The 24,207-nt window shown below is 67.9% G+C and carries 22 protein-coding genes; 15 read left to right on the forward strand and 7 right to left on the reverse strand.

Going from position 1 to position 24,207, the window contains the following annotated elements:
- Together ABID97_RS09295 and ABID97_RS09300 are read right to left on the reverse strand one after the other, a co-directional pair.
- Entirely contained in the window at window positions 1-1,530 is a 1,530-nt protein-coding gene (locus ABID97_RS09295) for a TRAP transporter large permease (RefSeq protein ID WP_354398225.1), read from the reverse strand.
- Between the two features lie 79 nt (window positions 1,531-1,609).
- On the reverse strand, window positions 1,610-2,149 hold the full coding sequence (locus ABID97_RS09300) for a TRAP transporter small permease subunit (protein WP_354398226.1): 540 nt from the start codon (window positions 2,147-2,149) through the stop codon (window positions 1,610-1,612).
- A 138-nt stretch (window positions 2,150-2,287) separates the two neighbouring features.
- Here ABID97_RS09300 and ABID97_RS09305 point away from each other — a divergent pair, with 138 nt between their 5' ends.
- A complete protein-coding gene (locus ABID97_RS09305; protein ID WP_354398227.1) occupies window positions 2,288-3,562 on the forward strand; it encodes an SUMF1/EgtB/PvdO family nonheme iron enzyme in 1,275 nt (424 codons plus the stop codon).
- Between the two features lie 14 nt (window positions 3,563-3,576).
- On the opposite strand, the gene ABID97_RS09310 is transcribed toward ABID97_RS09305, so the two are convergent.
- From ABID97_RS09310 to aptA, 3 genes are all read right to left on the reverse strand, one after another.
- On the reverse strand, window positions 3,577-5,019 hold the full coding sequence (locus ABID97_RS09310) for an MFS transporter (protein ID WP_354398228.1): 1,443 nt from the start codon (window positions 5,017-5,019) through the stop codon (window positions 3,577-3,579).
- A gap of 32 nt (window positions 5,020-5,051) precedes the next feature.
- Window positions 5,052-6,158: a substrate-binding domain-containing protein gene (locus tag ABID97_RS09315; protein ID WP_354398229.1), complete on the reverse strand. Its 1,107-nt coding sequence runs from the start codon at window positions 6,156-6,158 to the stop codon at window positions 5,052-5,054.
- A gap of 71 nt (window positions 6,159-6,229) precedes the next feature.
- Window positions 6,230-7,585 (reverse strand): omega-aminotransferase AptA, encoded by a 1,356-nt coding sequence (gene aptA, locus ABID97_RS09320; RefSeq protein ID WP_354398230.1) that lies wholly within the window; start codon window positions 7,583-7,585, stop codon window positions 6,230-6,232.
- Window positions 7,586-7,693: 108 nt separating this feature from the next.
- Between aptA and ABID97_RS09325 the strand changes: the two genes are divergently transcribed.
- Entirely contained in the window at window positions 7,694-8,662 is a 969-nt protein-coding gene (locus ABID97_RS09325) for a LysR family transcriptional regulator (protein WP_354398231.1), read from the forward strand.
- Between the two features lie 36 nt (window positions 8,663-8,698).
- Here ABID97_RS09325 and ABID97_RS09330 read toward each other — a convergent pair whose 3' ends face one another.
- Entirely contained in the window at window positions 8,699-9,484 is a 786-nt protein-coding gene (locus ABID97_RS09330) for a FadR/GntR family transcriptional regulator (protein ID WP_354398232.1), read from the reverse strand.
- Window positions 9,485-9,683: 199 nt separating this feature from the next.
- Here ABID97_RS09330 and ABID97_RS09335 point away from each other — a divergent pair, with 199 nt between their 5' ends.
- The 11 genes from ABID97_RS09335 (at window position 9,684) to ABID97_RS09385 (ending at window position 19,900) form a co-directional block, all read left to right on the forward strand.
- Window positions 9,684-10,889 carry an ABC transporter substrate-binding protein gene (locus ABID97_RS09335; RefSeq protein WP_354398233.1) on the forward strand — a complete coding sequence of 402 codons (1,206 nt, stop codon included), beginning with the start codon at window positions 9,684-9,686 and terminating at the stop codon, window positions 10,887-10,889.
- Window positions 10,890-10,914: 25 nt separating this feature from the next.
- Window positions 10,915-11,775, forward strand: a complete 861-nt coding sequence (locus ABID97_RS09340) for a branched-chain amino acid ABC transporter permease (RefSeq protein WP_354398234.1) — start codon at window positions 10,915-10,917, stop codon at window positions 11,773-11,775.
- A 7-nt stretch (window positions 11,776-11,782) separates the two neighbouring features.
- Entirely contained in the window at window positions 11,783-12,745 is a 963-nt protein-coding gene (locus ABID97_RS09345; protein WP_354398235.1) for a branched-chain amino acid ABC transporter permease, read from the forward strand.
- A complete protein-coding gene (locus tag ABID97_RS09350; RefSeq protein WP_354398236.1) occupies window positions 12,742-13,512 on the forward strand; it encodes an ABC transporter ATP-binding protein in 771 nt (256 codons plus the stop codon). Before ABID97_RS09345 ends, ABID97_RS09350 begins: the two co-directional genes overlap by 4 nt.
- Window positions 13,509-14,222, forward strand: a complete 714-nt coding sequence (locus tag ABID97_RS09355; RefSeq protein ID WP_354398237.1) for an ABC transporter ATP-binding protein — start codon at window positions 13,509-13,511, stop codon at window positions 14,220-14,222. The genes ABID97_RS09350 and ABID97_RS09355 overlap by 4 nt, the downstream gene beginning before the upstream one ends.
- Window positions 14,223-14,255: 33 nt before the next feature.
- On the forward strand, window positions 14,256-15,512 hold the full coding sequence (locus ABID97_RS09360) for a Zn-dependent hydrolase (RefSeq protein ID WP_354398238.1): 1,257 nt from the start codon (window positions 14,256-14,258) through the stop codon (window positions 15,510-15,512).
- Window positions 15,509-16,981 (forward strand): M81 family metallopeptidase, encoded by a 1,473-nt coding sequence (locus ABID97_RS09365; RefSeq protein ID WP_354398239.1) that lies wholly within the window; start codon window positions 15,509-15,511, stop codon window positions 16,979-16,981. The genes ABID97_RS09360 and ABID97_RS09365 overlap by 4 nt, the downstream gene beginning before the upstream one ends.
- A 96-nt stretch (window positions 16,982-17,077) precedes the next feature.
- Window positions 17,078-17,836, forward strand: coding sequence for an ABC transporter permease (locus tag ABID97_RS09370; RefSeq protein ID WP_354398240.1), 759 nt, complete (start codon window positions 17,078-17,080; stop codon window positions 17,834-17,836).
- Window positions 17,833-18,552, forward strand: a complete 720-nt coding sequence (locus tag ABID97_RS09375) for an ATP-binding cassette domain-containing protein (protein ID WP_354398241.1) — start codon at window positions 17,833-17,835, stop codon at window positions 18,550-18,552. The genes ABID97_RS09370 and ABID97_RS09375 overlap by 4 nt, the downstream gene beginning before the upstream one ends.
- A complete protein-coding gene (locus tag ABID97_RS09380; protein WP_354398242.1) occupies window positions 18,549-19,406 on the forward strand; it encodes an ABC transporter substrate-binding protein in 858 nt (285 codons plus the stop codon). Before ABID97_RS09375 ends, ABID97_RS09380 begins: the two co-directional genes overlap by 4 nt.
- 116 nt (window positions 19,407-19,522) lie before the next feature.
- Window positions 19,523-19,900 (forward strand): nuclear transport factor 2 family protein, encoded by a 378-nt coding sequence (locus ABID97_RS09385; RefSeq protein WP_354398243.1) that lies wholly within the window; start codon window positions 19,523-19,525, stop codon window positions 19,898-19,900.
- A 4-nt stretch (window positions 19,901-19,904) separates the two neighbouring features.
- On the opposite strand, the gene ABID97_RS09390 is transcribed toward ABID97_RS09385, so the two are convergent.
- Window positions 19,905-21,044: a helix-turn-helix domain-containing protein gene (locus ABID97_RS09390; protein ID WP_354398244.1), complete on the reverse strand. Its 1,140-nt coding sequence runs from the start codon at window positions 21,042-21,044 to the stop codon at window positions 19,905-19,907.
- Window positions 21,045-21,226: 182 nt separating this feature from the next.
- Between ABID97_RS09390 and ABID97_RS09395 the strand changes: the two genes are divergently transcribed.
- The gene (locus tag ABID97_RS09395; RefSeq protein WP_354398245.1) at window positions 21,227-21,724 is read left to right on the forward strand and encodes a (2Fe-2S)-binding protein; all 498 of its coding nucleotides are present in this window, start codon (window positions 21,227-21,229) and stop codon (window positions 21,722-21,724) included.
- Window positions 21,725-21,738: 14 nt separating this feature from the next.
- Window positions 21,739-24,189, forward strand: a complete 2,451-nt coding sequence (locus tag ABID97_RS09400) for a xanthine dehydrogenase family protein molybdopterin-binding subunit (RefSeq protein ID WP_354398246.1) — start codon at window positions 21,739-21,741, stop codon at window positions 24,187-24,189.
- Window positions 24,190-24,207: the final 18 nt, after the last annotated feature.

Consider the following 24,207-nt stretch of genomic DNA (forward strand, 5'->3'; position numbering starts at 1 on the left):
CTACTTCTTCTCGGGTTCGGTGGCCGCACCGGCCGGGGCCTCTTCCTTGGGCGGATCGCCGAAGGGGTTTTCACCGCCACCGCCGCTCTCTGCGCCGGAGTTCGAATTCATGTCGTCGATCGGCACCTCGATCTGCACCTTGTCGGTGTCGATCTTCTCTTCCTTGGGCAGGAACATCGTGACCGTCTGCGGCACGAAGATCACGATCGCGACCAGGATCAGCTGCATCAGCACCCAGGGAATCGCGCCCATGTAGATGTCGTTCGACAGCACCGGCTTGGCAATCCGTTTCTCCTTGAACAGCGTGTCCGCGATCCCTCGCAGATAGAACAGCGCAAAGCCGAAGGGCGGATGCATGAAGCTGGTCTGCATGTTCACGCACAGCAGCACGCCGAACCACACGAGGTCGATCCCGAGCTTGGCGGCCACGGGCCCCAGCATCGGCAGGATGATGAAGGCGATCTCGAAGAAGTCGAGGAAGAAGGCCAGGAAGAAGATGAACAGGTTGACCACGATCAGGAAGCCGATCTGTCCACCCGGCAATCCCGTCAGCAGGTGTTCGACCCACCTGGCGCCGTCCACGCCCTGGAACACCAGCGAGAACACGCGCGCACCGATCAGGATGAACACCACCATGGCGGTGAGGCGCATGGTGCCGACCATGGCTTCCCAGATGAGCCCCAGCGTCAGGCGCTTGTGGATTGCCGCCAGGATCAGCGCGCCGACCACGCCCATGGCGCCGGCTTCCGTCGGCGTGGCGATGGCGGTGTCGATGCCCGGCAGGCCGCCCATCGAACCCAGCACCGCGAAGATCAGGATGGCCGAGGGAATGATGCCGCGCAGGCACTTGGCCCACAGCTTGGCGCCGCTCAGCGTGCGGGCGCTCTTGGGAATGCCCGGAATGTGGTTCGGCTTGATGACGCCGAGCATGAAGGTGTAGCCCGCGAAGATCAGCACCTGCAGGATCGACGGGCCCCAGGCGCCGCGGTACATGTCGCCGACCGAGCGGCCCAGCTGGTCGGCCATGACGATCAGCACCAGCGAAGGCGGCACCAGCTGCGTGATGGTGCCCGATGCCGCGAGCACGCCGGTCGCGTAGCGCATGTTGTAGCCGTAGCGGATCATCACGGGCAGCGAGATGAGCGCCATGGCGATCACCTGGCCCGCCACCGTGCCGGTGATGGCGCCGAGGATGAAGCCCACGATGATCACGGAGTAGCCCAGGCCGCCCTTGACGGTGCCGAACAGCTGCCCCATGGAGTCGAGCATGTCTTCGGCCAGGCCGCACTTCTCGAGGATGGCGCCCATGAAGGTGAAGAACGGGATCGCCAGCAGCAGGTCGTTCGACAAGATGCCGAAGATGTTGATCGGCAGGTTCTCCATGAACACCGCCGGGAACCAGCCCATCTGGATCGCGAAGAAGCCCGACGCCATGCCCAGCGCGGCCAGCGAGAACGCCACCGGGAAGCCGATCAGCATGATCAGCACCAGCCCGCCGAACATGATCGGCGCAAAGTTTTCCATCTGCATATCTGTGCTGTCCTGTAGTTCTAGTTGTTCACTGCCCGCGGAGCCGGCGTTGCCTGTCCGCTTCGGGGATGGGCCCAGTTCACTGAACAGGCTTCTCGTAGTGCGTGTCCATCTCGATCACGCCCATCAGGTAGGCGATGCGCTTGATCACCTCCGAGACGCCCTGCAGGAACATCAGGGCAAAGCCCAGCGGCAGCAGCAGCATGGCGGGCCAGCGGATCAGTCCGCCCGAATTGTTCGACATCTCGCCGGACAGCAGCATGCTGTAGAAGAGCGGCCAGCTGAGCCAGGCGATGATGCCCATCACCGGCAGCAGGAAGCAGAGCAGTCCGAACAGGTCCACATAGACCGGCCCATGGCCCTTGAGCTTGCCGTAGATGATGTCCACGCGCACATGTTCGTTGAGCTTGAGCACCACCGGTGCGCCCAGCATGACCGTGGCGGCGAACAGGTACCACTGGATCTCGAGCCACGCGTTGGAGCTGGTGTTGAGCCCGAAGCGGACGAAGGCGTTGCCAGCGGAAATCAGCGCCGCGGCAAGCACGGTGAACGCGGCAACCTTGCCGAGCTGGCTGCTGATCCAGTCCATCCAGAACGAAAACTTGAGAAGTGCGGACAAGGGGGTCTCCCGGCCAGATGACGAAAAGTGTGCTGCTGCCTTGTGGGCAAGCGGCACAAAGCCTGCGATGTTAACGCGGCTATGCTGAGTGGCCGCCGATGGCCATCGGGGGGTTTCCCTGAGCACCATAATGAAGCAATGGCTGCGCCACTTCCTCTCCCACACTCGATCGATTCGCCCGACATGCAGCGCGCCGGCCGCGAGCTGCTGTCGCTTGCGCTGATCGATGCGCGCAACCACACGCTCCATCTTTTGTCACTCTATGAACAGGCGATGGGTTCGGCCGCGCTCGCCGTGGCGCGCACGGAAGACACCGGCGTGGTGCCGCCCGTCTGGCTGGCCGGGCACATCGGCTGGTTTGCCGAATGGTGGATAGGCCGCAACACGCAGCGCGCCTTCGGTGCCGATTGCCCCGTGCGCCCGACGCGCCTGGCCGCCATCGATCCCGACGCCGACGAATGGTGGAACCCGGCCCATGCCACGCGCGCGCAGCTCTGGTCGCCGGCCCTGCCGGACCTGAGCCAGACGAAGGCCTATTTGCTCGAAACGCTGGAGAGCACGCTCGAGCTGCTCGAGAACGCGGCCGAGACCGATCCGGCGCTGTATTTCTATCGCCTGGCGTTGTTCCACGAAGACCTGCGCGGCGAACAGTTCATCGTGATGGCCCAGACCCTCGGGCTGCCGCTGGGCGTCGAGCCCATGCCCGCTGCGGTCACGCGGGAGCCGCTGCTGCTGCCGTCCACCCAATGGGAGCTCGGCGAGACCGGCCACCGGGGATTTTCCTTTGCGCAGGAGCTTGGCGCGCACCGTGTCGACGTGCCCGAGTTCGAGATCGATGCCCAGCCGGTCACGTGGAATCAGTACGTCGAGTTCGTCGATGAAGGCGGCTACGACCGCGAGGAACTCTGGCATCCCGAAGGCTGGCAGTGGCTGGCCTCGCAGACGGAGGGGCGGCGCGGGCCGCGCCATGTCGAGCAGATCGGCGCCGCGCGCCACGGCATCGGGGGCTCGGTGCTGCAGCACCGTTTCGGTGCAACCGTGCGCGCGGCCGGCCACCACAGTGCGGTGCACCTGAGCTGGTGGGAGGCCGATGCCTGGGCCCGCTGGGCCGGCCGGCGCATCGCGACCGAGGTCGAGTGGGAAATCGCCGCGCATGTCGCGGCGCGGCGCGGGTTCCGCTGGGCCGATGTGCACGAATGGACCGCCAACACGCTGCGGCCCTGGACTGGCTTCCGGGCCGACCCATGGAGCGCGGGCAGCGAGTTCGATCCCGTGCCCGCATTCGGCAAGGCGCGCGTGCTGCGCGGCGCCTCGTTCGCGACCCGGGCGCGTCTTCGTTCACCGCGGCGCCGCAGCTTCGCGCTGCCCGGCCGAGACGACGGCTTCTTCGGCTTCAGGACATGCGCACTTTGATGTGCCCGGCCGCGCTAGCGATCGCCGCCGCCTGACGAGAGCGGCGGCGCCACTTCCTCCAGCGGCTTGCGCTCCGCATCGGCCGCGAAGCGCAGGGCCAGCAGGCCCGCGGCGATGACCAGCAGCGCGCCGATGAGGTAGCCCACCATCACCGCGCCACGGCTGCCGGTTTCGATCAGCGCGCCGAACAGCACCGGCGCCGCAAAGCCGCCGGCGCCCATGCCGATGGCATAGAAGATCGCGATGGCCATGGCCCGCATCTCGAGCGGAAACACCTCGCTGACCGTAAGGTAGGCCGAGCTCGCCGCGGCCGAGGCCAGGAAGAACACCGCCGACCAGCACAGCGCCTGGCTGCGCGCATCGAGCCAGCCCATCATGAAGGCCCAGCCGGTGAGCGCGAGCCCGACGCCCGCGAGCACATAGGTGAACGCGATCATCCTGCGCCGGCCCACGCTGTCGAACAGCGGACCCAGCAGCAAGGGGCCGAGCACGTTGCCGAGCGCGAACGGAAAGATGTAGAGCGCCACGTTGTCCTCGGCCACGCCGTAGAAGCGCGTGAGCACCAGCGCGTAGGTGAAGAAGATCGCGTTGTAGAAGAAGGCCTGCGACACCATCAGCGCCACCGCCACCATGCTGCGCTCGCGGTAGCGGCGCAGCAGCACGTGCGCCACTTCGCGCATCGACGGACTGTGGTGGCGGCCTCCGCCGTAGGCCACGCGGCCTTCCGCCGCCGGCAACGGGCCGTGCTGTGCGCGCACCTGGGCCTCGATGTCCTCGACGATGCGCAGCGCCTCCTCGCCGCGGCCGTGCGCCATCAGCCAGCGCGGGCTCTCGGGCACGTCGCGCCGCACCAGCAGGATCGCCACCGCCAGCACCGCGCCCAGCGCGAAGCCCGCGCGCCAGCCCCACACCGGACCGATCACGCGCGCGTCCAGCAGCACCAGGCTGAGTCCCGCGCCCAGTGCCGCGCCGATCCAGAAGCTGCCGTTGATCGCGAGGTTCACGCGGCCACGCACGCGCGCGGGAATGAGCTCGTCGATGGCCGAGTTGATGGCCGCGTATTCGCCGCCGATGCCCAGGCCCGTGACGAAGCGGCACAGCGCAAAGAACGCGAAGTCGGGTGAGAACGCCGTGGCCAGCGTGCCCACGGTGTAGACCACCAGCGTGGCCAGGAAGAGCTTCTTTCGCCCCAGCCGGTCGGTCAGGCGTCCGAAGAGCAGGGCGCCGATGACCGCGCCCGCGATGTAGATGGAGCCCGACCAGCCGATCTCGCTGGCGCTGAGGCCCAGCGTGTCTGGCCGCTCGAGCACGGCGCCGAGCGAGCCGACCAGCGTCACCTCGAGGCCGTCCAGCACCCAGGCAACGCCGAGCGCGATCACCACGCGCCAATGCCAGCGCGACCAGGGCAGGCGGTCGAGACGGGCGGGAATGTCGCTGTACACCGCGGCTGTCGTCATGGGCGCCACCTTAACCCAGGCGGGCGGAGGCCTCAGGGGCCGTGCTTCTTGTCGCGCGGGAAGGTCCACCAGGGCAGCAGCGCGCGCAACGACTGCACCTGGCCGCTGGCGGCGGTTTCGTAGCCCGGCAGCGTGCCGAGCAGGTGCTGCCAGTTTTCGCTGCGCAGCACGGCCACGAGCGCCCGCATGGCCGGCTGTTCGAGCGCCGACTTGAGGCAGGCGAGGTGGTAGCGCTCGTGCACCAGGGGCACGAAGCTCAAGCCCTCGGCCTGGGCGGCCGATTCGAGTCCGAGCCCGGCATCGGCCTGGCGCGACGCCACCGCATGCGCCACGGCGGCATGCGAGGTCTCGCAGCGTTCGTAGCCCGCGAGCGCAGAGGGGTCGAGCGCGGCTTGCGACAGCAGCTCATCGAGCAGCACGCGCGTGCCGGTGCCGATCGCCCGGTTGACGTAGCGCGCCTGCATGCGCACCACGTCGGCCAGCGACCGCAGCCGCAGCGGATTGCCCTGCGCCACGATGAGGCCCTGCGTGCGCCGCGCGAAGCCGATGAGCTTGTGCTGCCCCGGCTTGAGCAGCGGTTGATAGGTGCGCTGGGCCAGCGAGCCGCGCGGCGGATGCTCCAGCGTATGAAAGCCCGCGAGCACGCAGCGGCCCTGGTTCAGCGCGCGGATCGCATCGACGCTGCCCGTGAAATGGATGTCCAGGTGCAGCTGCGCCGTGCCCGCGGCATGGGTGCGCAGCAGCGCGAGCGCGTCGTCGTGGCTCGCCTGCAGGCTCAGCACATGGGTGCGGTCGTCGAAGGCGAGGGCGAAGGCGCGCTCCAGTTCCGCGTGCAGCGCCTCGATCTGCGGCGCCAGCCGGGCCTGGGCCTGGCGCTCGGCCCACAGCAGCTTGTCGCCGAATTCCGAAAGCTGCGCGCGCTGGCCCTGCTCGCCCTGCACGAGCGGATGGCCGAGCGTCTGTTCCCAGTGCTTGAGCTCGCCCCACACATGGCGGTAGGACAGGCCGAGCCCGCGCGCGGCAGCCGAGATGGAGCCGTGCTCGCGCACCGCCTGCAGCAGCTGCATCAGCGGATTGCGGATCTGCCGCGAACCGCTGCGGCGGGGGCGGATCGCGTAGGAAAGATCGATCTGGTGCACGAAGGCTGGCGGGCGGGAATGGAGGCCGGCTCATTATGCAGAGCCGTCCGCTGCGCGCCTGCTGCCGTGCGTCAGGCCGTTTCTGCGAGTGCGTCGCCCAGCGCGTTCACGAGGCGGTCGATCTCGGCCTTCTCGGAAATGAAGGGCGGCGCAATCTGGATCGTGTCGCCGCCGTAGCGCACGTAGAAGCCCTTCTTCCAGCAGTTCATCGCGATCTCGTACGGCCGGCGCGCCGGTTCGCCCGGCAGCGCGGCGATCGTGAGGCCCGCGGCCAGGCCGTAGTTGCGGATGTCCGTCACGTGCTTGCTGCCCTTGAGGCTGTGCACCGCGTTCTCGAAATGCGGGGCGAGCGTCTTCACGCGGCCGATCATGTCTTCCTTCTGGAGCACGTCGAGCGCGGCGATGCCGGCGGCGCAGGCCACCGGATGCGCGCCATAGGTGTAGCCGTGCGGAAATTCGAGCATGTAGTCCGGGCCGCCGGCCGCCATGAAGGTGTCGTAGATCTCCTTGCTGGCAACCACCGCGCCCAGCGGCTGCGCACCGTTGGTCACCTGCTTGGCGATGTTCATGATGTCCGGCGTCACGCCGAAGGCTTCTGCGCCCGTGAGCGCGCCGCAGCGTCCGAAACCGGTGATCACTTCGTCGAAGATCAGCAGGATGTTGTGGGCGGTGCAGATGTCGCGCAGCCGCTTCAGGTAGCCCTTGGGCGGAATCACCACGCCGGCCGAACCGGCAAAGGGCTCGACGATCACGGCCGCGATGTTCGATGCATCGTGCAGCGCAATCAGGTCGAGCAGGCGGTCGGCCAGCTCGGCGCCGTTCTCGGACATGCCGCGCGTGAAGGCATTGGCCGCGATCTGCGTGTGCGGCAGGTGGTCGGCTTCCACGCCCTGGCCGAAAAGCTTGCGATTGGCCGCGATTCCGCCGACCGAAATGCCGCCGAAGTTGACGCCGTGGTAGCCCTTCTCGCGGCCGATCAGGCGCGTCTTGCTCGCGAGGCCCTTGGTGCGCCAATAGGCGCGCGCCATTTTCAGCGAGGTGTCGGCGGCTTCGGAGCCCGAGCCGGTGAAGAACACGTAGTCCAGGCCCGCGGGCGTGAGTTCCTTGATCTTGTTGGCCAGCTCGAATGAGAGCGGATGGCCGAACTGGAAGGCGGGCGAGTAGTCGAGCCTCGCGATCTGGCGGCTCACGGCCTCGGTGATCTCGGGGCGGCCATGGCCGAGGCCCGAGCACCAGAGACCCGAGAGGCCGTCGAAGATCTTGCGGCCGTCGCCATCGGTGAAGTAGGCGCCCTTGGCCTCCACGATCAGGCGCGGATCGGCCTTGAAGTTGCGGTTGCCGGTGTAGGGCATCCAGTGCGCGTCGAGCCATGCGGCGTCGGTGCGGAGGGCAGGCGTCGGTTCGATGGCGGGCGTGGCAAGGGTCATGGCGCTTCCCGCACGGGGCGGGCTCCAAAGGGATGATGAGGTATGTGGATTGTTGGCACAGGCTTCAGTGTGGAGAATGGCGCAATATCAATGTTCACTTGACACTTCATGCAAGTAAAAGCCAGCACCCGGCGCGGCACCCCACACAGTGCCGAAAGCCCGCGCAACCGCGCCGTACTGGGGCAGCTCAGCGACATGGACCTGCGCCTGCTCAAGGTGTTCAAGAGCGTGGTCGACTGCGGCGGCATGGCCGCGGCCGAGCTGGAGCTCAACATCGGCACTTCCACCGTGAGCCGGCATGTGAAGGACCTGGAGACGCGGCTTGGCCTCGTGCTGTGCCGGCGCGGGCGCGCGGGCTTCGCGCTCACGGCCGAGGGCCAGCGCGTGTACGACGAGACGCTGCGGCTGCTGGCCTCGGTCGATGCCTTCCGCGGCAGCATCGACGACATTCACAACCGCATGGGCGGACAGCTGGAGGTGGCGCTGTTCGACAAGACGGCCACCAACCCGAAGGCGCGCATCGGCGAAGCCATCGCGCGCTTCACGGAACTGGCGCCCGAGGTGAACCTGGCGGTGCACGTGGGCTCGATCAACGCCATCGAGCAGGGCGTGCTCGAGGGCAATTTCCAGATCGGCATCATTCCGGCGCACCGGGCCTCGAAGAGCCTGGTGTATGCCGACCTGTTCGACGAGACGATGCTGCTGTATTGCGGCGCCGGGCATCCGCTTTTCGGCAGCAACCACTCGAAGCTCACGTGGGCCAAGCTGCGGGAGCATCATTTCGCGGGTCTTGGCTACCACTCGCCCAACATGGAACTGAGCCACCGCGCGAAGCTGTCGCGCAAGGCGACGGGCTTCGACCAGGAGGCGATTGCCACGCTGATTCTTTCGGGGCGGTTCCTCGGCTTTCTGCCCGACCACTACGCGCAGGTGTTCGAGGAGCGCGGGCTGATGAAGGCGGTGTTGCCGGCGCGGTTCAACTACGTGTGCCGGTTCGTGAGCCTGCTGCGAAGGTCGCCGAAGCCGTCACGGGCTGTGCTGGCGTTTCAGGAGTGCCTGGCTATGGCGCATGAGTAAGGGTCGGAAAAAACGGCGCGCTCTCAACCCAGCTGGTCAACGCTGCCCGCTGGGCAGCAACAGATGCTTGGCCCCGATGTGCGCCTCCATCTCGTGCATGTGCGCCTCCGCATCGACCATGTGCTCGGCCATGAGACGCCGCACCTCGGCCGCATCTTCCCTGCGGTAGGCCGACAGCAACTGCGTGTGATAGTCGACATTGGCCTCGCCGAAGTGGTGATGGTCCAGCGCCTTCTTGTAGACCACGAGGTCGCGCAGCAGGTCGTTCAGGAAGCGGCACATGAAGGACAGCACCGGATTGGGGCAGGCTTCGGCCAGCATGGTGTGAAACGCGAGTTCGGCCTCGCGCTGGGTGCGCAGCTCGTCTTCGCTCGTGGGCTCTATCGTGCAAAGGCGCACATTGGCTTCGAGCCGCTCGAAGTGCTCGGGCGTGAGCTTGCCGACCACGCTCACCGCCAGTTCGGGCTCCAGCACCTTGCGCAGCTGGTAGATGTGGTGGCCGTCCAGGTGGTGAAAGTGCAGGAAGTTGCGCAGCGGCTCCGACGCATGGTCGACAGACACCTGCTGCAGATACGCCCCGCCCCCCGGCCCGGTGCGGATGGAGATCAGCCCGCGCACTTCCAGCGCCTTCAGTGCCTCGCGCACCGTGCTCTTCGAATAGCCGAAAAGCTCGATCAACTCCTTCTCGTTCGGCAGCCGGTCGCCCGGCTGCTTGCGCTCGGCCACGATCCAGCGCTTGACGTCCTCGACGATGACGTCGGAGAGCTTCTGCCGCTTGGCGCGGTTTTGCCCAAAGGCCATGGCGTCCTGCGGCGATTTCATGCGTGAAAGGTCATTTCGAGGGTGAGGAAGCACTCGGGAGCAGGGATCAGGCCCGGGCCTCCCGGATTTTGGCACGGCCATTGCTAGCGGGTTTTTACCAGCATATTAATCCTATTTATCCGCTTAAATTCGCTGCCGACTCAGGCCGCGCCGTTTCTCTTTTCGCTCCCTCACCTCCCATCCACGTCCGGAGAATTCCATGCAACGCAGACACCTTCTTCAGCTCGCCGCCCTGTCGGCCGCTTCCGCCTCGCTCCTGGGCAGCCGCGCCGCCTTCGCCCAGCCGGCCGATGCGATCCGCTTCGGTTGCCCGGTCCCGATGTCGGGCGCCTTTGCGGCCAACGGCAAGTTCGCCGACCTAGGCATGAAACTGGCCATCGAGCAATACGGCAGCGTGCTGAAGCGCCCGCTGGCCTACACAGTGCTCGACACCGAAGGCAAGCCGGCCACGGCCGTGCGCAAGGTGCAGGAGGCCTCGCAGCAGCAGGGCGCCAAGTTCTTCGCGGGCGGCATCCTGTCGTCCGAGGCGTTGGCCATGGGCAAGGAGGCCGAGAAGGCCGGCGGCATCTTCATCACCACGGCGGGCGCCGACGAGATCACGGGCAAGGACTGCAACCCTGCCACCTTCCGCTGGTCGGTGCCCACTTTCGGCGCCATCGAGCAGACCGTCCGCCCGCTGATCGCCTCCATGCCCAAGGCCAAGCGCTGGTACACCATCACGCCGCAGTACGTGTTCGGAGAAGGCCTCCTGGGCGCGGCCAAGAACATCTTCCAGGAGAAGGGCATCGAGCACGTGGGCAACAGCTACCACTCGCTCAACGAGAAGGAGTTCAGCGGCTACCTCACCAACGCGATGGCTGCCAAGCCCGACGTGCTGCTGCTCCTGAACTTCGGCGCACAGTCGTCCGCCGCGCTGCGCCAGGCGGTGAGCTTCGGCATGCACAAGAACATGACCATCCTCATGGCCTGGGCCTCGGGCCTGGAGCAGTTCGACGAGCTCGGCGCCGACCTGTGCGATGGCGTCTACTTCGGTGCGCAGTACTGGCACACGGCCGACACCACGCTCAACAAGGACCTGTTGAAGCTCACGGCCGACAAGCTGAAGATCGTGCCCAACTACAGCCTCGCGGGTTCGTATGTCTGCACCAAGATCCTCATCGACGGTATCGTCAAGGCGGGCACCGTCGACCAGAAGGCCGTGATCGCGGCACTCGAAGGCATGAAGTACGACGGCCTCACGGGCAGCGAGGAAATCCGCAAGGCCGACCACCAGGTCATCAAGGACTACTACCTGCTCAAGGGCAAGGCCAAGTCGAAGATGAAGAACGCGGCCGACTATGTGGACGTGGTGAGCGCGGGCAAGTCCTTCCTTCCCATCGACAAGACCGGCTGCAAGCTGGCCTGAGGCCGCCAAGGACACCGGCGCGCCCATGACCGTCTACCTGCTCCAGACCATCAACGGAATCGGCATCGGCATGCTGTATTTCCTGCTGGCCGTTGGCTTGTCCATCGTGTTCGGCCTGCTGCGCTTCGTGAATTTCGCGCACGGGGCTTTCTACCTGCTGGGCGCGTACCTGTGCTTCCAGGCCATGCAGTGGGGTCTCGACTTCTGGGCCGCGCTGGTGCTGGTGCCGCTGTTCGTGGGCGCGCTGGGCTGGCTCGCGGAAAAGCTGCTGCTGCGCCGCGTGTACGCCAAGGCGCACGAGTTTCACATCCTCGTGACCGTGGGGCTCGCGCTGGCGGTGCAGGAGATCGTCATCGTGTTCTGGGGGCCGCTGGGCAACAGCGTGCCGACCCCCGACCTGCTCCAGGGTGTGGTGATGTGGGGCAGCTTCATCTATCCCAAGTACCGGCTCTTCGTGATCGGCTTCACGGCCGTGCTCGCGGTGCTCCTGTGGTGGGTGCTCGAAGGCACGCGCCTGGGCAGCGCGGTGCGCGCGGGCAGCGAATCGACCGAGATGGTGTCGCTGCTCGGCATCAACGTGTTCCGTGTGTTCAGCCTGGTGTTCGCATTGGGCGCGGGCACCGCGGCACTGGCCGGCGTGCTCGCTGCGCCGATCCGCGGGGCCGAGCCTTTCATGGGCGTGGAGGCGCTCAGCGTCGCCTTCGTGGTGGTGGTGATCGGCGGGCTCGGGAGCTTCGGCGGGGCGCTCGTCGGCGGACTCCTGATCGGCATCGTGCAAAGCCTCATGAGCACCATCTGGCCGCCGGGCGCGAGCCTGATGATCTACGTCGCCATGGGTGCCGTGCTGCTGTTGCGTCCGCATGGCCTGCTCGGCCGGACCACCTGAGAATCCCATGCCAAGAAAAATCACTTTCCTTCTGGCGCTTGCCGTTGCGCTGGGTCTGCCGCTCGTGCTGCGCTCGGGCTCGCTCGCGAGCGAGGTGCTGATCTATGCGCTTGCCGCGCTGGGCTGCAACCTGCTGCTGGGCTACACGGGCCTGCTCTCGTTCGGACAGGGCATCTTCTTCGGGCTGGGCAGCTACACCATCGCGATCCTGCTCACGCGCTGGCAGCTGCCGCTGCCGCTCGCACTGCTCGCGGCGGTTGCCATGGGTGCTCTGGGCGCGGCGCTGGTCGGCTGGGTCGCCATCCGCCAGCGCGGCACCTACTTCGTGATGCTCACGCTGGCCTTCGCGCAGATGTTCTACTTCGTGGCGTACACCGCTTCGGGGCTCACGGGCGGGGACAACGGGCTGCTCGACGTGCCGCGCCCCGCCTTCATGGACTCGCCGTGGAAGTACTACGCCTTCGTGGCCGTGATGTTCCTCATCGCCTTCGGCCTCTTGCTGCGCGTGACCGATTCGGTGTTCGGCCGCACGCTGCTCGCCATCCGCGACAACGAGGACCGTGCCGCCGCCGTCGGCTACGACCTCAAGCGCTTCAAGCTGCTGGCCTTCGTGATCTCGGGCGCCGTCACCGGCCTCGCGGGCGGCCTGCACGCGATGATGACCGGCATCGCGCCGCTGTCGAACGCCGAATACCACACGAGCGAAATGATCCTGGTCATCACCGTGATCGGCGGCACCGGGAACCTGTTCGCCTCGGTGCTGGGATCGGCCTTCTACGTGCTGCTGGCCGACTGGCTGTCCACGCTGTGGCCGCGTTGGCTCTTGCTGCTGGGGCTGTTGCTGATCGGCGTGAGCATCGGCATGCAGCGCGGGCTCTGGGGCCTGGGCGAGAGCGCATGGCGCCGGTGGTTCCGCAAGGCGCCACCACCGGCTGCGGCCGTGCCTGCGGTGCAAGGAGACAAGGCATGAGCGAACCCGTACTCATCGAAGCCATCGGCGTCACCAAGCACTACGGCAAGTTCGCCGCGCTCGGCGGGGTCGACCTGAAGATCAGGCGCAACACCGTGCACTCGGTGATCGGCCCGAACGGTGCCGGCAAGACCACGCTCTTTCACATGCTCACGGGCACCGGCAGCACCACCGGCGGCCGCATCCTGTTCGACGGCCACGACGTGACGCACGAGCCGGATCACAAGCGCGTGCAGCGCGGCATGGCGCGTTCGTTCCAGGTCACGAGCCTGTTCGCCAGCCTTTCGGTGCGCGAGAACCTGCGCGTGGCGGCGCAGGGCATCGCGCCGCGCCAGGCCATGAACTGCTGGCGCGCGCCGGTCGGCGAACGCGCCTGCGCCGAGACGGTGGCCGAGGTGCTGGCGCGCGTCGGCCTGGAGCGCCTGGCCGACGTGCCCGCCAGCGAGCTCTCGCACGGCCAGCAACGCCGCCTCGAAGTGGGCATGGCACTGGCCGCGAAGCCCAAAGCCATCTTCCTTGACGAGCCGACCTCGGGGATGGGCATCGACGACCTGGACGACATGAAGCGCCTGATCCGCGGCCTGCGCGATGCGCACACCGTGGTGCTGATCGAGCACAACATGAACATCGTGATGGACATTTCCGACACGGTGACCGTCATGCAACTGGGCCGTGTGCTGGCCGAGGGGCTGCCAGGCGACATCCGGGCCGATGCGCGCGTGCGCACGGCCTATCTCGGCAACATGATTACCGGGGGAAAAGCATGAGCGCCGCGAACATCCTTGAAGTCGAAGGCCTGCACGCCCACTACGGCAAGAGCCACGTGCTGCAGGGCATGTCGATGCGCGTGGGCGAGGCCGAACTCGTCACGCTGCTCGGCCGCAACGGCGCGGGCAAGTCGACCACGCTCAAGAGCATTGCCGGCGCGGTCACGCCCACCGGCGGCCGCGTGCGATTCCAGGGCGCCGACATCGCGGGCATGCCGCCACACCGCATTGCCGCGCGCGGCGTGTGCCTGGTGCCCGAGCACCGCGGCGTGTTCAAGCTGCTGACGGTGGAAGAGAACCTGTTGCTCGGCCAGCGGCGCGATTCGCCCTGGCAGCTCGACGACATCTACCGCATCTTCCCGCGCCTGAAGGAGCGGCGCCGCAACGGCGGTGGCCAGCTCTCGGGCGGCGAGCAGCAGATGCTGGCCATCGGCCGCGCGCTGATGAACCATCCGCGCCTCCTGATCCTCGACGAACCCGTGGAAGGTCTCGCACCCGTGATCGTGGAAGAGATCGTCGCCCAGCTCAAGCTCATCAAGGCGGCCGGCGTGGCGATCCTGCTGGTCGAGCAGAACCTGGAAGTCTGCGTGCAGCTGGCCGACCGCCACTACATCGTGGAGCAGGGCGTGGTCGTGCACGAGGCCGGCAATGCGGCCTTCATGGCCGACCACGAGGTGAAGGACCGCTACCTGGGAGTGGGCCTCGCCTGAGGCATCCGCATCCCTTCTTTGATTTCTACAACGATGAACGCACCAACCCCACTCCGCATCGATGGCGAGCGCCTCTGGAACTCGCTGATGGACCTGGCGAAGCTCGGCGCCACCGAGAAAGGCGGCGTCTGCCGCATTGCACTGACCGAACTCGACCGGCAGGGCCGCGACCTCTTCACCCGCTGGGCGCGCGAAGCCGGCTGCGAGGTGCGCGTCGACCGGATCGGCAACATCTTCGCGCGCCGTGCCGGCCGCGACAACGCGCTGCCGCCGGTGGTCACGGGCAGCCATATCGACACCCAGCCCACGGGCGGCAAGTTCGACGGCAACTACGGCGTGCTGGCCGGCCTCGAGGTGATCCGCAGCCTGAACGACGCGAAGATCGTCACCGAGGCCCCGCTGGAAATCGCCGTGTGGACCAACGAGGAGGGCTCGCGTTTCGTGCCCGTGATGATGGGCTCGGGCGTGTTCGTCGATGCCTTCACGCTCGAGCATGCGCTGGCGCAGCGCGACAACGACGGCGTCAGCGTGGCCGAGGCGCTCGCTTCCATCGGCTACGCGGGCGCCGCGCCGGCCTCGGCCGCGGCATCGCCGGTGGGCGCTTATTTCGAGGCGCACATCGAGCAGGGCCCGGTGCTCGAGGCGAACGAACGGGTCATCGGCGTGGTCGAGGGCGCGCTCGGCCAGCGCTGGTACGACGTGGTGCTGCTGGGCATGGAAGCCCACGCCGGCCCCACGCCGATGGAACTGCGCAAGGACGCGCTGCTCGCGGCTTCCGAGCTCGTGATCGAGGTCAATCGCATCGCACTGGCGCACGCACCGCATGCGCGCGGCACGGTCGGCTGGATCGAGAACTATCCCAATTCGCGCAACGTGATTCCCGGCCGCGTGAAGCTCAGCGTCGACCTTCGCGCGGCGGACGACGTGGTGCTGTCGGCCATGGACGCCGAGCTGAAGGAGGCGGTGCAGCGCATCGCCGCCAGGGGCAAGGTCCAGGCCACGGTGGAGCAGGTGGTCTACTTTCCGCCGCAGCCCTTCACGCCCGCGCTGGTGGCCGCCGTTCGCGGCGCCGCCGAGGCGCAGGGCCTGAGCTGGATGAACGTGATCAGCGGCGCCGGCCACGATGCGGTCTACCTTGCGCGCGTATGCCCGACGGCGATGATCTTCGTGCCCTGCCTCGACGGCATCAGCCACAACGAGATCGAGGATGCGCAGCCCGACCACCTCGAGGCCGGGTGCAATGTGCTGCTGCAGGCGATGCTGCAAAGCGCGGGAGTGGCATTGCAATGAAGGTGCTGATCGCCCGGCTCAACCATGAGACCAACACCTTCTCGCCGGTGCCCACGCCGCTCTCTGCGTTCGGGCCCGATGGACCCACGTTCGGCGAGCAGGCCTACAGGGACAACAAGGGCATGCGCACTGCGATGTCGGCCTTCATCGACCTGGCCGAGCAGGCCGGTGCCACGCTGGTCACGCCGGTGTCGGCCTCGGCCAACCCGAGCGGGCCGGTGGACGCGCAGGCCTACGCCACGCTCACCCAGTGCATCGTCGATGCGGTGCCCGGTTGCGATGCGATCCTGCTCGACCTGCACGGCGCCATGGTGGCGCAGAACAGTGCCGATGGCGAAGGCGACCTGCTGCGGCGGCTGCGCGCCGCGGCGCCCGGCGTGCCCATTGGCGTGGCGCTCGACCTGCATGCCAACGTCACGCCCGCGATGGTCGGCAACGCGGACGTGATCGTCGGCTTCAAGACCTATCCGCACATCGACATGTACGAAACCGGCGAGCATGCCGGCCGGCTGTTGTTCGACCTGCTCGCGGGCCGCAGCCAGCCGGCCATGCGCTGGCATCCGCTGCCGTTGATGGCGCACACGCTGCGCAGCGCGTCGTTCACCGGCGCCATGCAGCGGGCCATCGAGGCTGCGCGCGAGGCAGAACGGTCGGAATCGCTGGCGGTGTCGATCTTTGCGGGCTTCTCGCTGTCGGACATCGAGGCGCCCTGCATGAGCGTGGTGGTGGTCGATGCAGAAGCGCCCGAGCGCGCGCAGGCCACGGCCGACCGCATCGCGGCGCAGATGTGGGCCGAGCGCGAGGCGTTCATCTACCGCAGCGAGCCGTTGGCCGAGTCGATCGCACGTGCGAAGGGCATCGCCGCGGATGCGACGCGGCCGGTGCTGCTGCTCGACCATGGCGACAACTGCATGTCGGGCGGCAGCTGCGACACCATGGACGTGTTGCAGGAGGCCTTGGCGCAGGGGCTGGAGGGGATCGGTGTGGGCCCGCTGTGCGACCCCGCGGCGGTGGGCGAGCTCATCGCGGCGGGCGAGGGCGCCACGGTGAGGTTGGCGCTGGGCAACAAGGTGTCGCTCGAAGGCATCGGGCTTTCCAAGAAGCCGGTCATGTTGACCGGCACGGTGCGCACCATCGGCAATGGCGAGTACGTGATCACGGGCCCCACCTACACCGGCCAGCGCGCCAGCATGGGCCGCACGGTGCTGTTCGACATCGGCCCGGCGCGGATCGTGGTGACCGAGCGCACGCAGGAGCCGTGGGACATCGGCGTGTTCGAATGCGCGGGGCTCGATCCACGCAAGGAGCGCTTCCTGCTGCTCAAGTCGCGCATGTACTGCCGGCCGGTGTTCGAGCCGCTCTCGGCCGCGCTGGTGGAGTGCGACAGCCCCGGCGTCACCAGCTCGGACTACAGCCTGTTCCCGTTTTCCAAGGTGCGAAGGCCGGTGTTCCCGCTCGACGCGATCTGATCGGACCGAATCGTCGGCTACCTATGCAAATTCTTGCATAGGCAATTGGAAGTACACCCCGATACTCCGGCGCTTCAATCCCATGAAGCCCACCGCATGAACACCTTTGCACAGAGCGCCGTCGCGGCCTGGCAACTGCTGGTGTCGGGCGACCCGGTGCTGCTGGCGATCGTCGGGCGCTCGCTCGCCGTGAGCGCGAGCGCCTGCGCATTGGCCTGCGGACTCGGCCTGCTGCTGGGGGCGTGGCTGGGCGTGGCGCGCTTTCGCGGCCGGGCGGCGCTGCTCACGGTGTTGAACACGCTGCTCGCGCTGCCCTCGGTGGTGGTCGGGCTGGTGATCTATCTCCTGCTCTCGCGCTCCGGCCCGCTCGGCTTCCTGGGCTGGCTTTTTTCGTTCAAGGCGATGGTGCTGGCGCAGACGGTGCTGGTGCTGCCGGTGGTCACGGCACTCACGCGGCAGACCATCGAGGACGCCGAGCGCGCGCACGGCGAGCAGCTGCGTTCGCTGGGCGCCGGTCCGCTGGTGCGCGCGCTGCTGCTGGCGTGGGACGAGCGCTATGCGCTGCTCACCGTGCTCATCGCCGCCTTCGGCCGCGCGGTGTCGGAAGTGGGCGCCGTGATGGTGGTGGGCGGCAACATCGACGGCTTCACGCGCGTGATGACCACGGCGATCGCGCTCGAAACCAGCAAGGGCGACCTGCCGCTGGCACTGGCCTTGGGCATCGTGCTGCTGGGCGTGGTGCTGGTGCTCAACCTGGCCATCGCCGCGGTGCGCGGCTGGCGCGAACGGATCGACGGCGGCGGCGGTGAGGGCGGCGGCGTGGCGCCCTGGCGTCGCCCGGAGGTAGGTCCGTGAACGAGCCTGCGCAGCTGGCGAGTGTCGATGCCACGGTCTTCGCGCTGTACGGCATCGATGTGCGGCTGGGGCGCGTCGCGGCGCTGCAGGGCGCGACACTGACCATTTCGGCCGGCGAGCGCGTGGCGCTCATCGGCGCCAATGGCAGCGGCAAGACCACGCTGCTGCGGCTGCTGCACGGCCTGGTGCCGCATGCGGCGGGGAGCTTCACCAGCGCGGCGCCGCCCCGCCACCAGGCCATGTTGTTCCAGCGCCCGCACATGCTGCGCGCGTCGGTGGCGGTCAACGTGGCGCTGGCACTGTGGCTGCGCGGCATGCGCTGGCGCGATGCGCGCCGCGCCGCGCTTCCGGCCCTGGCGCGCGTGGGGCTCGAAGACTTGGCAAGCCGCAATGCCCGTGCCTTGTCGGGCGGCCAGCAGCAGCGGGTGGCGCTGGCACGTGCCTGGGCGCTGCATCCCGCGGTGCTGCTGCTCGACGAGCCGACAGCCAGCCTCGACCCGACCGCCAAGCGCGAGGTCGAGACGCTCATCGCCGAAGCCGCGGCCGGGCGCACGCTGGTGTTCGCGAGCCACAACCTGGGGCAGGTGAAGCGGCTGGCGAGCCGCGTGGTCTACCTCGAGCATGGCCGCGTGCTGGCCGACCTGCCGGTGCACGATTTCTTTCATGGGCCGCTGCCGGAAGAGGCCCGCCTGTTCGTCAAAGGAGAGTTGGCATGAACCTGTCTTTCAAGCACCGCGGCACTGCGGGTATCCGCACTTCGCTGGCCGTGGCGGCATTCTTCCTGTCCGCCGGCGCCGCGAGCGCCGAGACCATCACCATGGCCTCGACCACGTCGACCGAGCAATCGGGCCTGTTCTCGCACCTGCTGCCGGCGTTCAGGAAGGCCAGCGGCATCGACGTCAAGGTGGTGGCAGTCGGCACCGGCCAGGCCATCGACATGGCCAAGCGCGGCGATGCCGACGTGCTGTTCGTGCACGACACCGCGGCCGAGGAGAAGTTCGTGGCCGAGGGCTTCAGCGCCAGGCGCTATCCCGTGATGTACAACGACTTCGTGCTGGTGGGCCCGAAGGCTGACCCCGCGGGCACCCAGGGCAAGGACATCGCCGCCGCGCTGAAGAAGATCGCGACGGCGAACGCGCCCTTCGTGTCGCGCGGCGACAAGAGCGGCACCGACGCGGCCGAGCGCCGCCTCTGGACGCAGGCCGGCGTGGCCGATGCCGGGCAGCCGGTGCCCAACGACCGCAAGGGCACCGGCTACCGGGAATGCGGCTGCGGCATGGGCCCTGCGCTCAACATCGCGGCCTCGTCGGGCGCCTATGTGCTGGCGGACCGCGGCACCTGGCTCAGCTTCAAGAACCGCGCCGGCCTGGCGGTGCTGGTCGAGGGCGACAGGCGGCTCTTCAACCAATACGGCGTGATGGTGGTGAGCCCGGAAAAATTTCCCTCGCTCGACAGCAAGGGCGCGCAGAAGTTCGTCGACTGGGTGATCTCGCCGGCCGGACAGCAGACCATCGCAAGCTACACGATCGGCGGCGAGCAGCTGTTCTTTCCGAACGCGCAAGCCAACTGAACCGCGCGGCGGCCGTGCGCCATGACCTGCGAGGTCATCGACGCCGTGCGCGCCCGGCGCGACCATTCCTTCACCCCGCGATGTTGCGGGCTCCACCCTCGAAAGGAATCGCCGCCATGAACACCGCCGCACACGATGCCGCCGCCATTGCCCAACGCTACATCGCCGTCTGGAACGAAACCGATGCCGCGCGCCGTGCCGAGTTGATCCAGGCCCACTGGGCCCACGATGCGCACTACGTCGATCCGCTCGCGGAGGCCAGCGGCCGCGAGCAGATCAGCGCGCTTGTCGGTGCCGTGCACCAGCGCTACCCGGGTTTTCGCTTCAGCCTGGCCGGCAAGCCCGAGGCGCATGGCGACAACCTGCGCTTCTCGTGGACGCTGGGCCCGAGCGGCGCCGAGGACCTGATCCAGGGCACCGACTTCGCCCGGCTCGACGCAGGCAAGCTGCGCTCGGTGACCGGCTTCCTCGACAAGGTGCCCGTGGGCGCCTGAGCCCTCAGTCCGCCGATCCGGCCGCGCGGCCGCGCCACAGTTTGCGGTAGACGGTAGCGCGGCTGATGCCCAGGGTGCGCGCGGCTTCGGCCACGTTGCCGCGGGCATCGGTCACGGCCTTGCGGATGAGCGCGGTCTCGACGTCGCGCAACAGCGGCCGGGCTTCGGGCGCCGCACTTGGCGACCCTTTGCCGCCGCGCCGCGGCCGCGCCTCGACGCGCAGGCCGGACCAGAGCGGCACTTCGAGCACCGCATCGCCGCGCCGCGCCGCGTCGAACAGCATCTCGAGCGGCAGCGCGAAAAGGTCGTTGCAATGCAGGGCGTGCGGGCTGCGCGACGCCAGCGGCTGGTGCAGCATCTGCCGCGCCGCGGCATTCGCGCCCGTGACCTTGCCGCCCGCGTCGATGCACAGCAGGCCCTCAGTGGCTTCGTTGCCGGGGCAGCCGGGCCACGAGAGATGCAGCCGCAGCTCGCAGGGCTCGTTCATCACCAGCAGGTTCTCGATGCTGCGCGCCGACTGCGTGGCCAGGTGCCGAAGCTCCGGCCGCTCGACCACCTGCACCCCGGTCAGGTCGAGCATGCCGATGCACTCGCCCCGGGGGCCGAAGAGCGGCGCCCCGGCGCAGCTGTAGACGCTGGTGTCCTCGAAGAAATGTTCGCCGCGGTGCAGCCACACCGATTCCTGTTCGGCCAGCGCCGTGCTGATGGCGCTGGTGCCTACTGCGCGCTCCGACAGGTCGACGCCCACGCGCGCGATGTTGCGGGCATGGCGGTTGCTGCCGTCGGCGCCGCCGGGCAAGGGGCCGACATCGGCCACGATGCCCTCGGCATCGGTCAGCACGGCGAAATAGTGCGTGTCGGCGATGGCGCGGGACACCCGCTCGATCACCGGCCGGGCGGCGGCCACCAGCGCCCGGTTCCGCTCGGCCACGTCGCGAACGGCCGACCGGCCCACCGGGTTGAAGTCCACCCGTTGCTGCGGCTGCCGGCCGGCTTCGATGCAGCGCTCCCAGGAGCGGGCGATCCAGGGCTCGATGCGCATGCTGCCGCGGGAGCGCGGGCCTTCACCGTGGATCAGCTCCCGGCGGGCCTGTGCAATGGCGAGCGAGCGCTCGGGCGGCGGCAGGACGGGGGAGGCGGGCATCGGGTCGGGTGTCTCGGTCGGAGGTCTTTTTTCTTGAACTCGCCCCTTGGCAAGTTGTTTCATTTTGAGAATTTCGCGCCAGCTGCGCAAGCGGCGAGGGTTTTGCCTAGGATAGTGCACGGGGCCGGCATCCAAGATGCCACTCGCTGAGCCAGCCATCACCTTCAACGGAGACAGCCAAAATGCAGGTAGCTTTCACGGTCAACGGCCGACCGGCCACGGTCGACGCACCCCCCAACACTTTCCTGGTGCACGCGATCCGCGAGCATCTCCATCTCACCGGCACCCATGTGGGCTGCGACACCGCCCAGTGCGGCGCCTGCACCGTTCACGTGAACGGCCGCGCGGTCAAGTCGTGCAACGTCTTGGTGGGGCAGGTGGCCGGTGCGGAAATCACCACCATCGAAGGCGTCGCCCAGCCCGACGGCACCATGCACCCGATGCAGGCGGCCTTCAAGGAGTGCCACGGCCTGCAGTGCGGCTTCTGCACCCCCGGCATGGTCATGAGCGCCATCGACCTGTGCACCCACCACCCCAAGTCGAGCGAATCCGAGATCCGCGAGCTGCTCGACGGCAACCTGTGCCGATGCACGGGCTACCAGAACATCGTCAAGGCCGTGCAGATGGGCGGCGAGGCGATGGCCTCGGGCACCCCGGTCAAGACCACCGCCACTGCCTGAACGGAGCCAACATCATGGGTGCTTCCGACTTCTCCAACCTGCCCCACATCGGCGAGGCGCTGCGGCGCAAGGAAGACTATCGCTTCCTGACCGGCGCGGGCAACTACACCGACGACATCACGCTGGCCAACCAGAGCCATGCGGTCTTCGTGCGCTCGCCGCACGCCCATGCCGCCATCAAGTCGGTCGACATTGCCGAGGCGCTCAAGATGCCCGGCGTAATCGGCATCTTCAGCGGCAAGGACATCGAGGGCAAGATGGGCGGGCTGCCCTGCGGCTGGCTCATCAACAACCCCGACGGCACCCCCATGAAGGAGCCGATGCACCCGATCCTGGCGATCAACAAGGTGCGCTACGTGGGCGACCACGTCGCCATGGTGGTGGCCGAGACGGTCGAGCAGGCCAAGAACGCGGCCGAGGCCGTGGTGGTCGACTACGACGTGCTGCCCGCGCTGGTGAGCGTGGCGGATGCAGCCAGGAAGGCCAGCGGCGTCACGCTGCACGACGAGGCGCCCGACAACCAGTGCTACAAGTGGGCGCTGGGCGACAAGGCCGCGGTGGATGCGGTGTTTGCCAATGCCGCGCACGTGACCAGGCTCGACCTGGTCAACAACCGGCTGGTGCCCAACCCGATCGAGCCGCGCGTGGCCATCGGCAGCTACAGCCGCGGCACCGACGACTACACGCTGTACGTGTCCAACCAGAACCCGCACGTCGAGCGCCTGCTGATGACGGCCTTCGTGCTCGGCCTGCCCGAGCACAAGGTGCGCGTGATCGCGCCCGACGTGGGCGGCGGCTTCGGCTCCAAGATCTTCCTGTATGCCGAAGACGTGTGCCTGACCTGGGCCGCCAAGCAGCTCAACCGCAACATCAAGTGGACGGCGGAACGCTCCGAGTGCTTCTTGTCCGATGCGCATGGCCGTGACCATGTGAGCCATGCCGAGATGGCGATGGACAAGGACGGAAAGTTCCTCGCGATGCGGGTGCACACCGATGCCAACCTGGGCGCGTACCTGTCGACCTTCTCGACCGCGGTGCCCACCATCCTCTACGCCACGCTGCTCGCGGGCCAGTACACCACGCCGCAGATCTACGTCGAGGTCGACGCGTGGTTCACCAACACGGCGCCGGTCGATGCCTACCGCGGCGCGGGGCGGCCCGAGGCCACCTACCTGCTCGAGCGCCTCGTCTCCCGCTGCGCCTGGGAACTGAACCTGGGCCAGGACGAGATCCGCAAGCGCAACTTCATCACTGCCTTTCCGTACCAGACGCCGGTGGCGCTGCAGTACGACACGGGCGACTTCCATGCCTGCATGGACAAGGCCCGGGTGCTGGCCGATGTCGAGGGCTATGCGCAGCGCAAGGCCGCCACCGAGGCCAAGGGCAACCTGCGCGGCATCGGCTACTCGAGCTACATCGAGGCCTGCGGCATCGCGCCGTCGAACATCGCGGGGGCGCTGGGCGCGCGCGCCGGCCTGTTCGAGTGCGGCGAGATCCGCGTCCACCCGACCGGCAGCGTGACGGTGTTCACCGGCTCGCACAGCCATGGCCAGGGCCATGAAACCACCTTCGCGCAGGTGGTGGCGGCGCGGCTGGGCATTCCGGTCGACAACGTCGACGTGGTGCACGGCGACACCGGCCGCGTGCCCTTCGGCATGGGCACCTACGGCTCGCGCTCGATCTCGGTCGGTGGCGCGGCCATCATGAAGGCGCTGGACAAGATCGAGACCAAGGCCAAGAAGATCGCCGCGCACCTGATGGAGGCGAGCGACGCCGACATCGAGTTTGCCAACGGGGAGTTCACGGTCAAGGGCACCGACAAGAAGATCCCGTTCGGCCAGGTGGCGCTCACGGCCTACGTGCCGCACAACTACCCGCTCGACAAGCTCGAGCCCGGCCTGAACGAAACCGCCTTCTACGACCCGACCAACTTCACATTCCCGGGCGGCACCTACATCTGCGAGGTCGAGGTCGACAAGCAGACTGGCGAGGTCCGCGTCGACCGCTTCACCGCGGTGGACGACTTCGGCACCATCATCAATCCGATGATCGTCGAGGGCCAGGTGCACGGCGGGCTGGTGCAGGGCATCGGCCAGGCGCTGCTCGAGAACTGCGTGTACGACAACGAGACCGGCCAGCTGCTCACCGGCAGCTTCATGGACTACGCCATGCCCCGGGCGGCCGATTTTCCGCAGTTCAAGCTCGACACCGTGTGCACCCCGTGCACGCACAACCCGCTCGGCACCAAGGGCTGCGGCGAGGCGGGAGCCATCGGCTCGCCGCCGGCCGTGATCAACGCCGTGCTCGACGCGCTGGCGCCGCTCGGCGTGAAGGACCTCGACATGCCCGCATCGGCCAACCGCGTCTGGGAAGCCATGCAGAAAGGCAGCGGCAGCGACGCGCAGACCGCGCCGCCGCAAGAGCCCTCGCTGGCTGCCAGCACCCAAGGCCGTCCCGCCCCCTGAACACAGAAGGAACCACAC

Origin of the sequence: Variovorax sp. OAS795 (assembly GCF_040546685.1) — a bacterium.
GTDB lineage: Bacteria > Pseudomonadota > Gammaproteobacteria > Burkholderiales > Burkholderiaceae_C > Variovorax.

Coding starts and splice junctions, on each gene's coding strand:
- ABID97_RS09390 (WP_354398244.1), bottom strand. CDS start 21,044: ATGCCCGCCTCCCCCGTCCTGCCGCCGCCCGAGCGCTCGCTCGCCATT.
- ABID97_RS09340 (WP_354398234.1), top strand. CDS start 10,915: ATGACCGTCTACCTGCTCCAGACCATCAACGGAATCGGCATCGGCATG.
- ABID97_RS09335 (WP_354398233.1), top strand. CDS start 9,684: ATGCAACGCAGACACCTTCTTCAGCTCGCCGCCCTGTCGGCCGCTTCC.
- ABID97_RS09350 (WP_354398236.1), top strand. CDS start 12,742: ATGAGCGAACCCGTACTCATCGAAGCCATCGGCGTCACCAAGCACTAC.
- ABID97_RS09330 (WP_354398232.1), bottom strand. CDS start 9,484: ATGAAATCGCCGCAGGACGCCATGGCCTTTGGGCAAAACCGCGCCAAG.
- ABID97_RS09355 (WP_354398237.1), top strand. CDS start 13,509: ATGAGCGCCGCGAACATCCTTGAAGTCGAAGGCCTGCACGCCCACTAC.
- ABID97_RS09380 (WP_354398242.1), top strand. CDS start 18,549: ATGAACCTGTCTTTCAAGCACCGCGGCACTGCGGGTATCCGCACTTCG.
- ABID97_RS09295 (WP_354398225.1), bottom strand. CDS start 1,530: ATGCAGATGGAAAACTTTGCGCCGATCATGTTCGGCGGGCTGGTGCTG.
- ABID97_RS09365 (WP_354398239.1), top strand. CDS start 15,509: ATGAAGGTGCTGATCGCCCGGCTCAACCATGAGACCAACACCTTCTCG.
- ABID97_RS09370 (WP_354398240.1), top strand. CDS start 17,078: ATGAACACCTTTGCACAGAGCGCCGTCGCGGCCTGGCAACTGCTGGTG.
- ABID97_RS09395 (WP_354398245.1), top strand. CDS start 21,227: ATGCAGGTAGCTTTCACGGTCAACGGCCGACCGGCCACGGTCGACGCA.
- ABID97_RS09345 (WP_354398235.1), top strand. CDS start 11,783: ATGCCAAGAAAAATCACTTTCCTTCTGGCGCTTGCCGTTGCGCTGGGT.
- ABID97_RS09310 (WP_354398228.1), bottom strand. CDS start 5,019: ATGACGACAGCCGCGGTGTACAGCGACATTCCCGCCCGTCTCGACCGC.
- ABID97_RS09325 (WP_354398231.1), top strand. CDS start 7,694: ATGCAAGTAAAAGCCAGCACCCGGCGCGGCACCCCACACAGTGCCGAA.
- ABID97_RS09385 (WP_354398243.1), top strand. CDS start 19,523: ATGAACACCGCCGCACACGATGCCGCCGCCATTGCCCAACGCTACATC.
- ABID97_RS09360 (WP_354398238.1), top strand. CDS start 14,256: ATGAACGCACCAACCCCACTCCGCATCGATGGCGAGCGCCTCTGGAAC.
- aptA (WP_354398230.1), bottom strand. CDS start 7,585: ATGACCCTTGCCACGCCCGCCATCGAACCGACGCCTGCCCTCCGCACC.
- ABID97_RS09305 (WP_354398227.1), top strand. CDS start 2,288: ATGGCTGCGCCACTTCCTCTCCCACACTCGATCGATTCGCCCGACATG.
- ABID97_RS09400 (WP_354398246.1), top strand. CDS start 21,739: ATGGGTGCTTCCGACTTCTCCAACCTGCCCCACATCGGCGAGGCGCTG.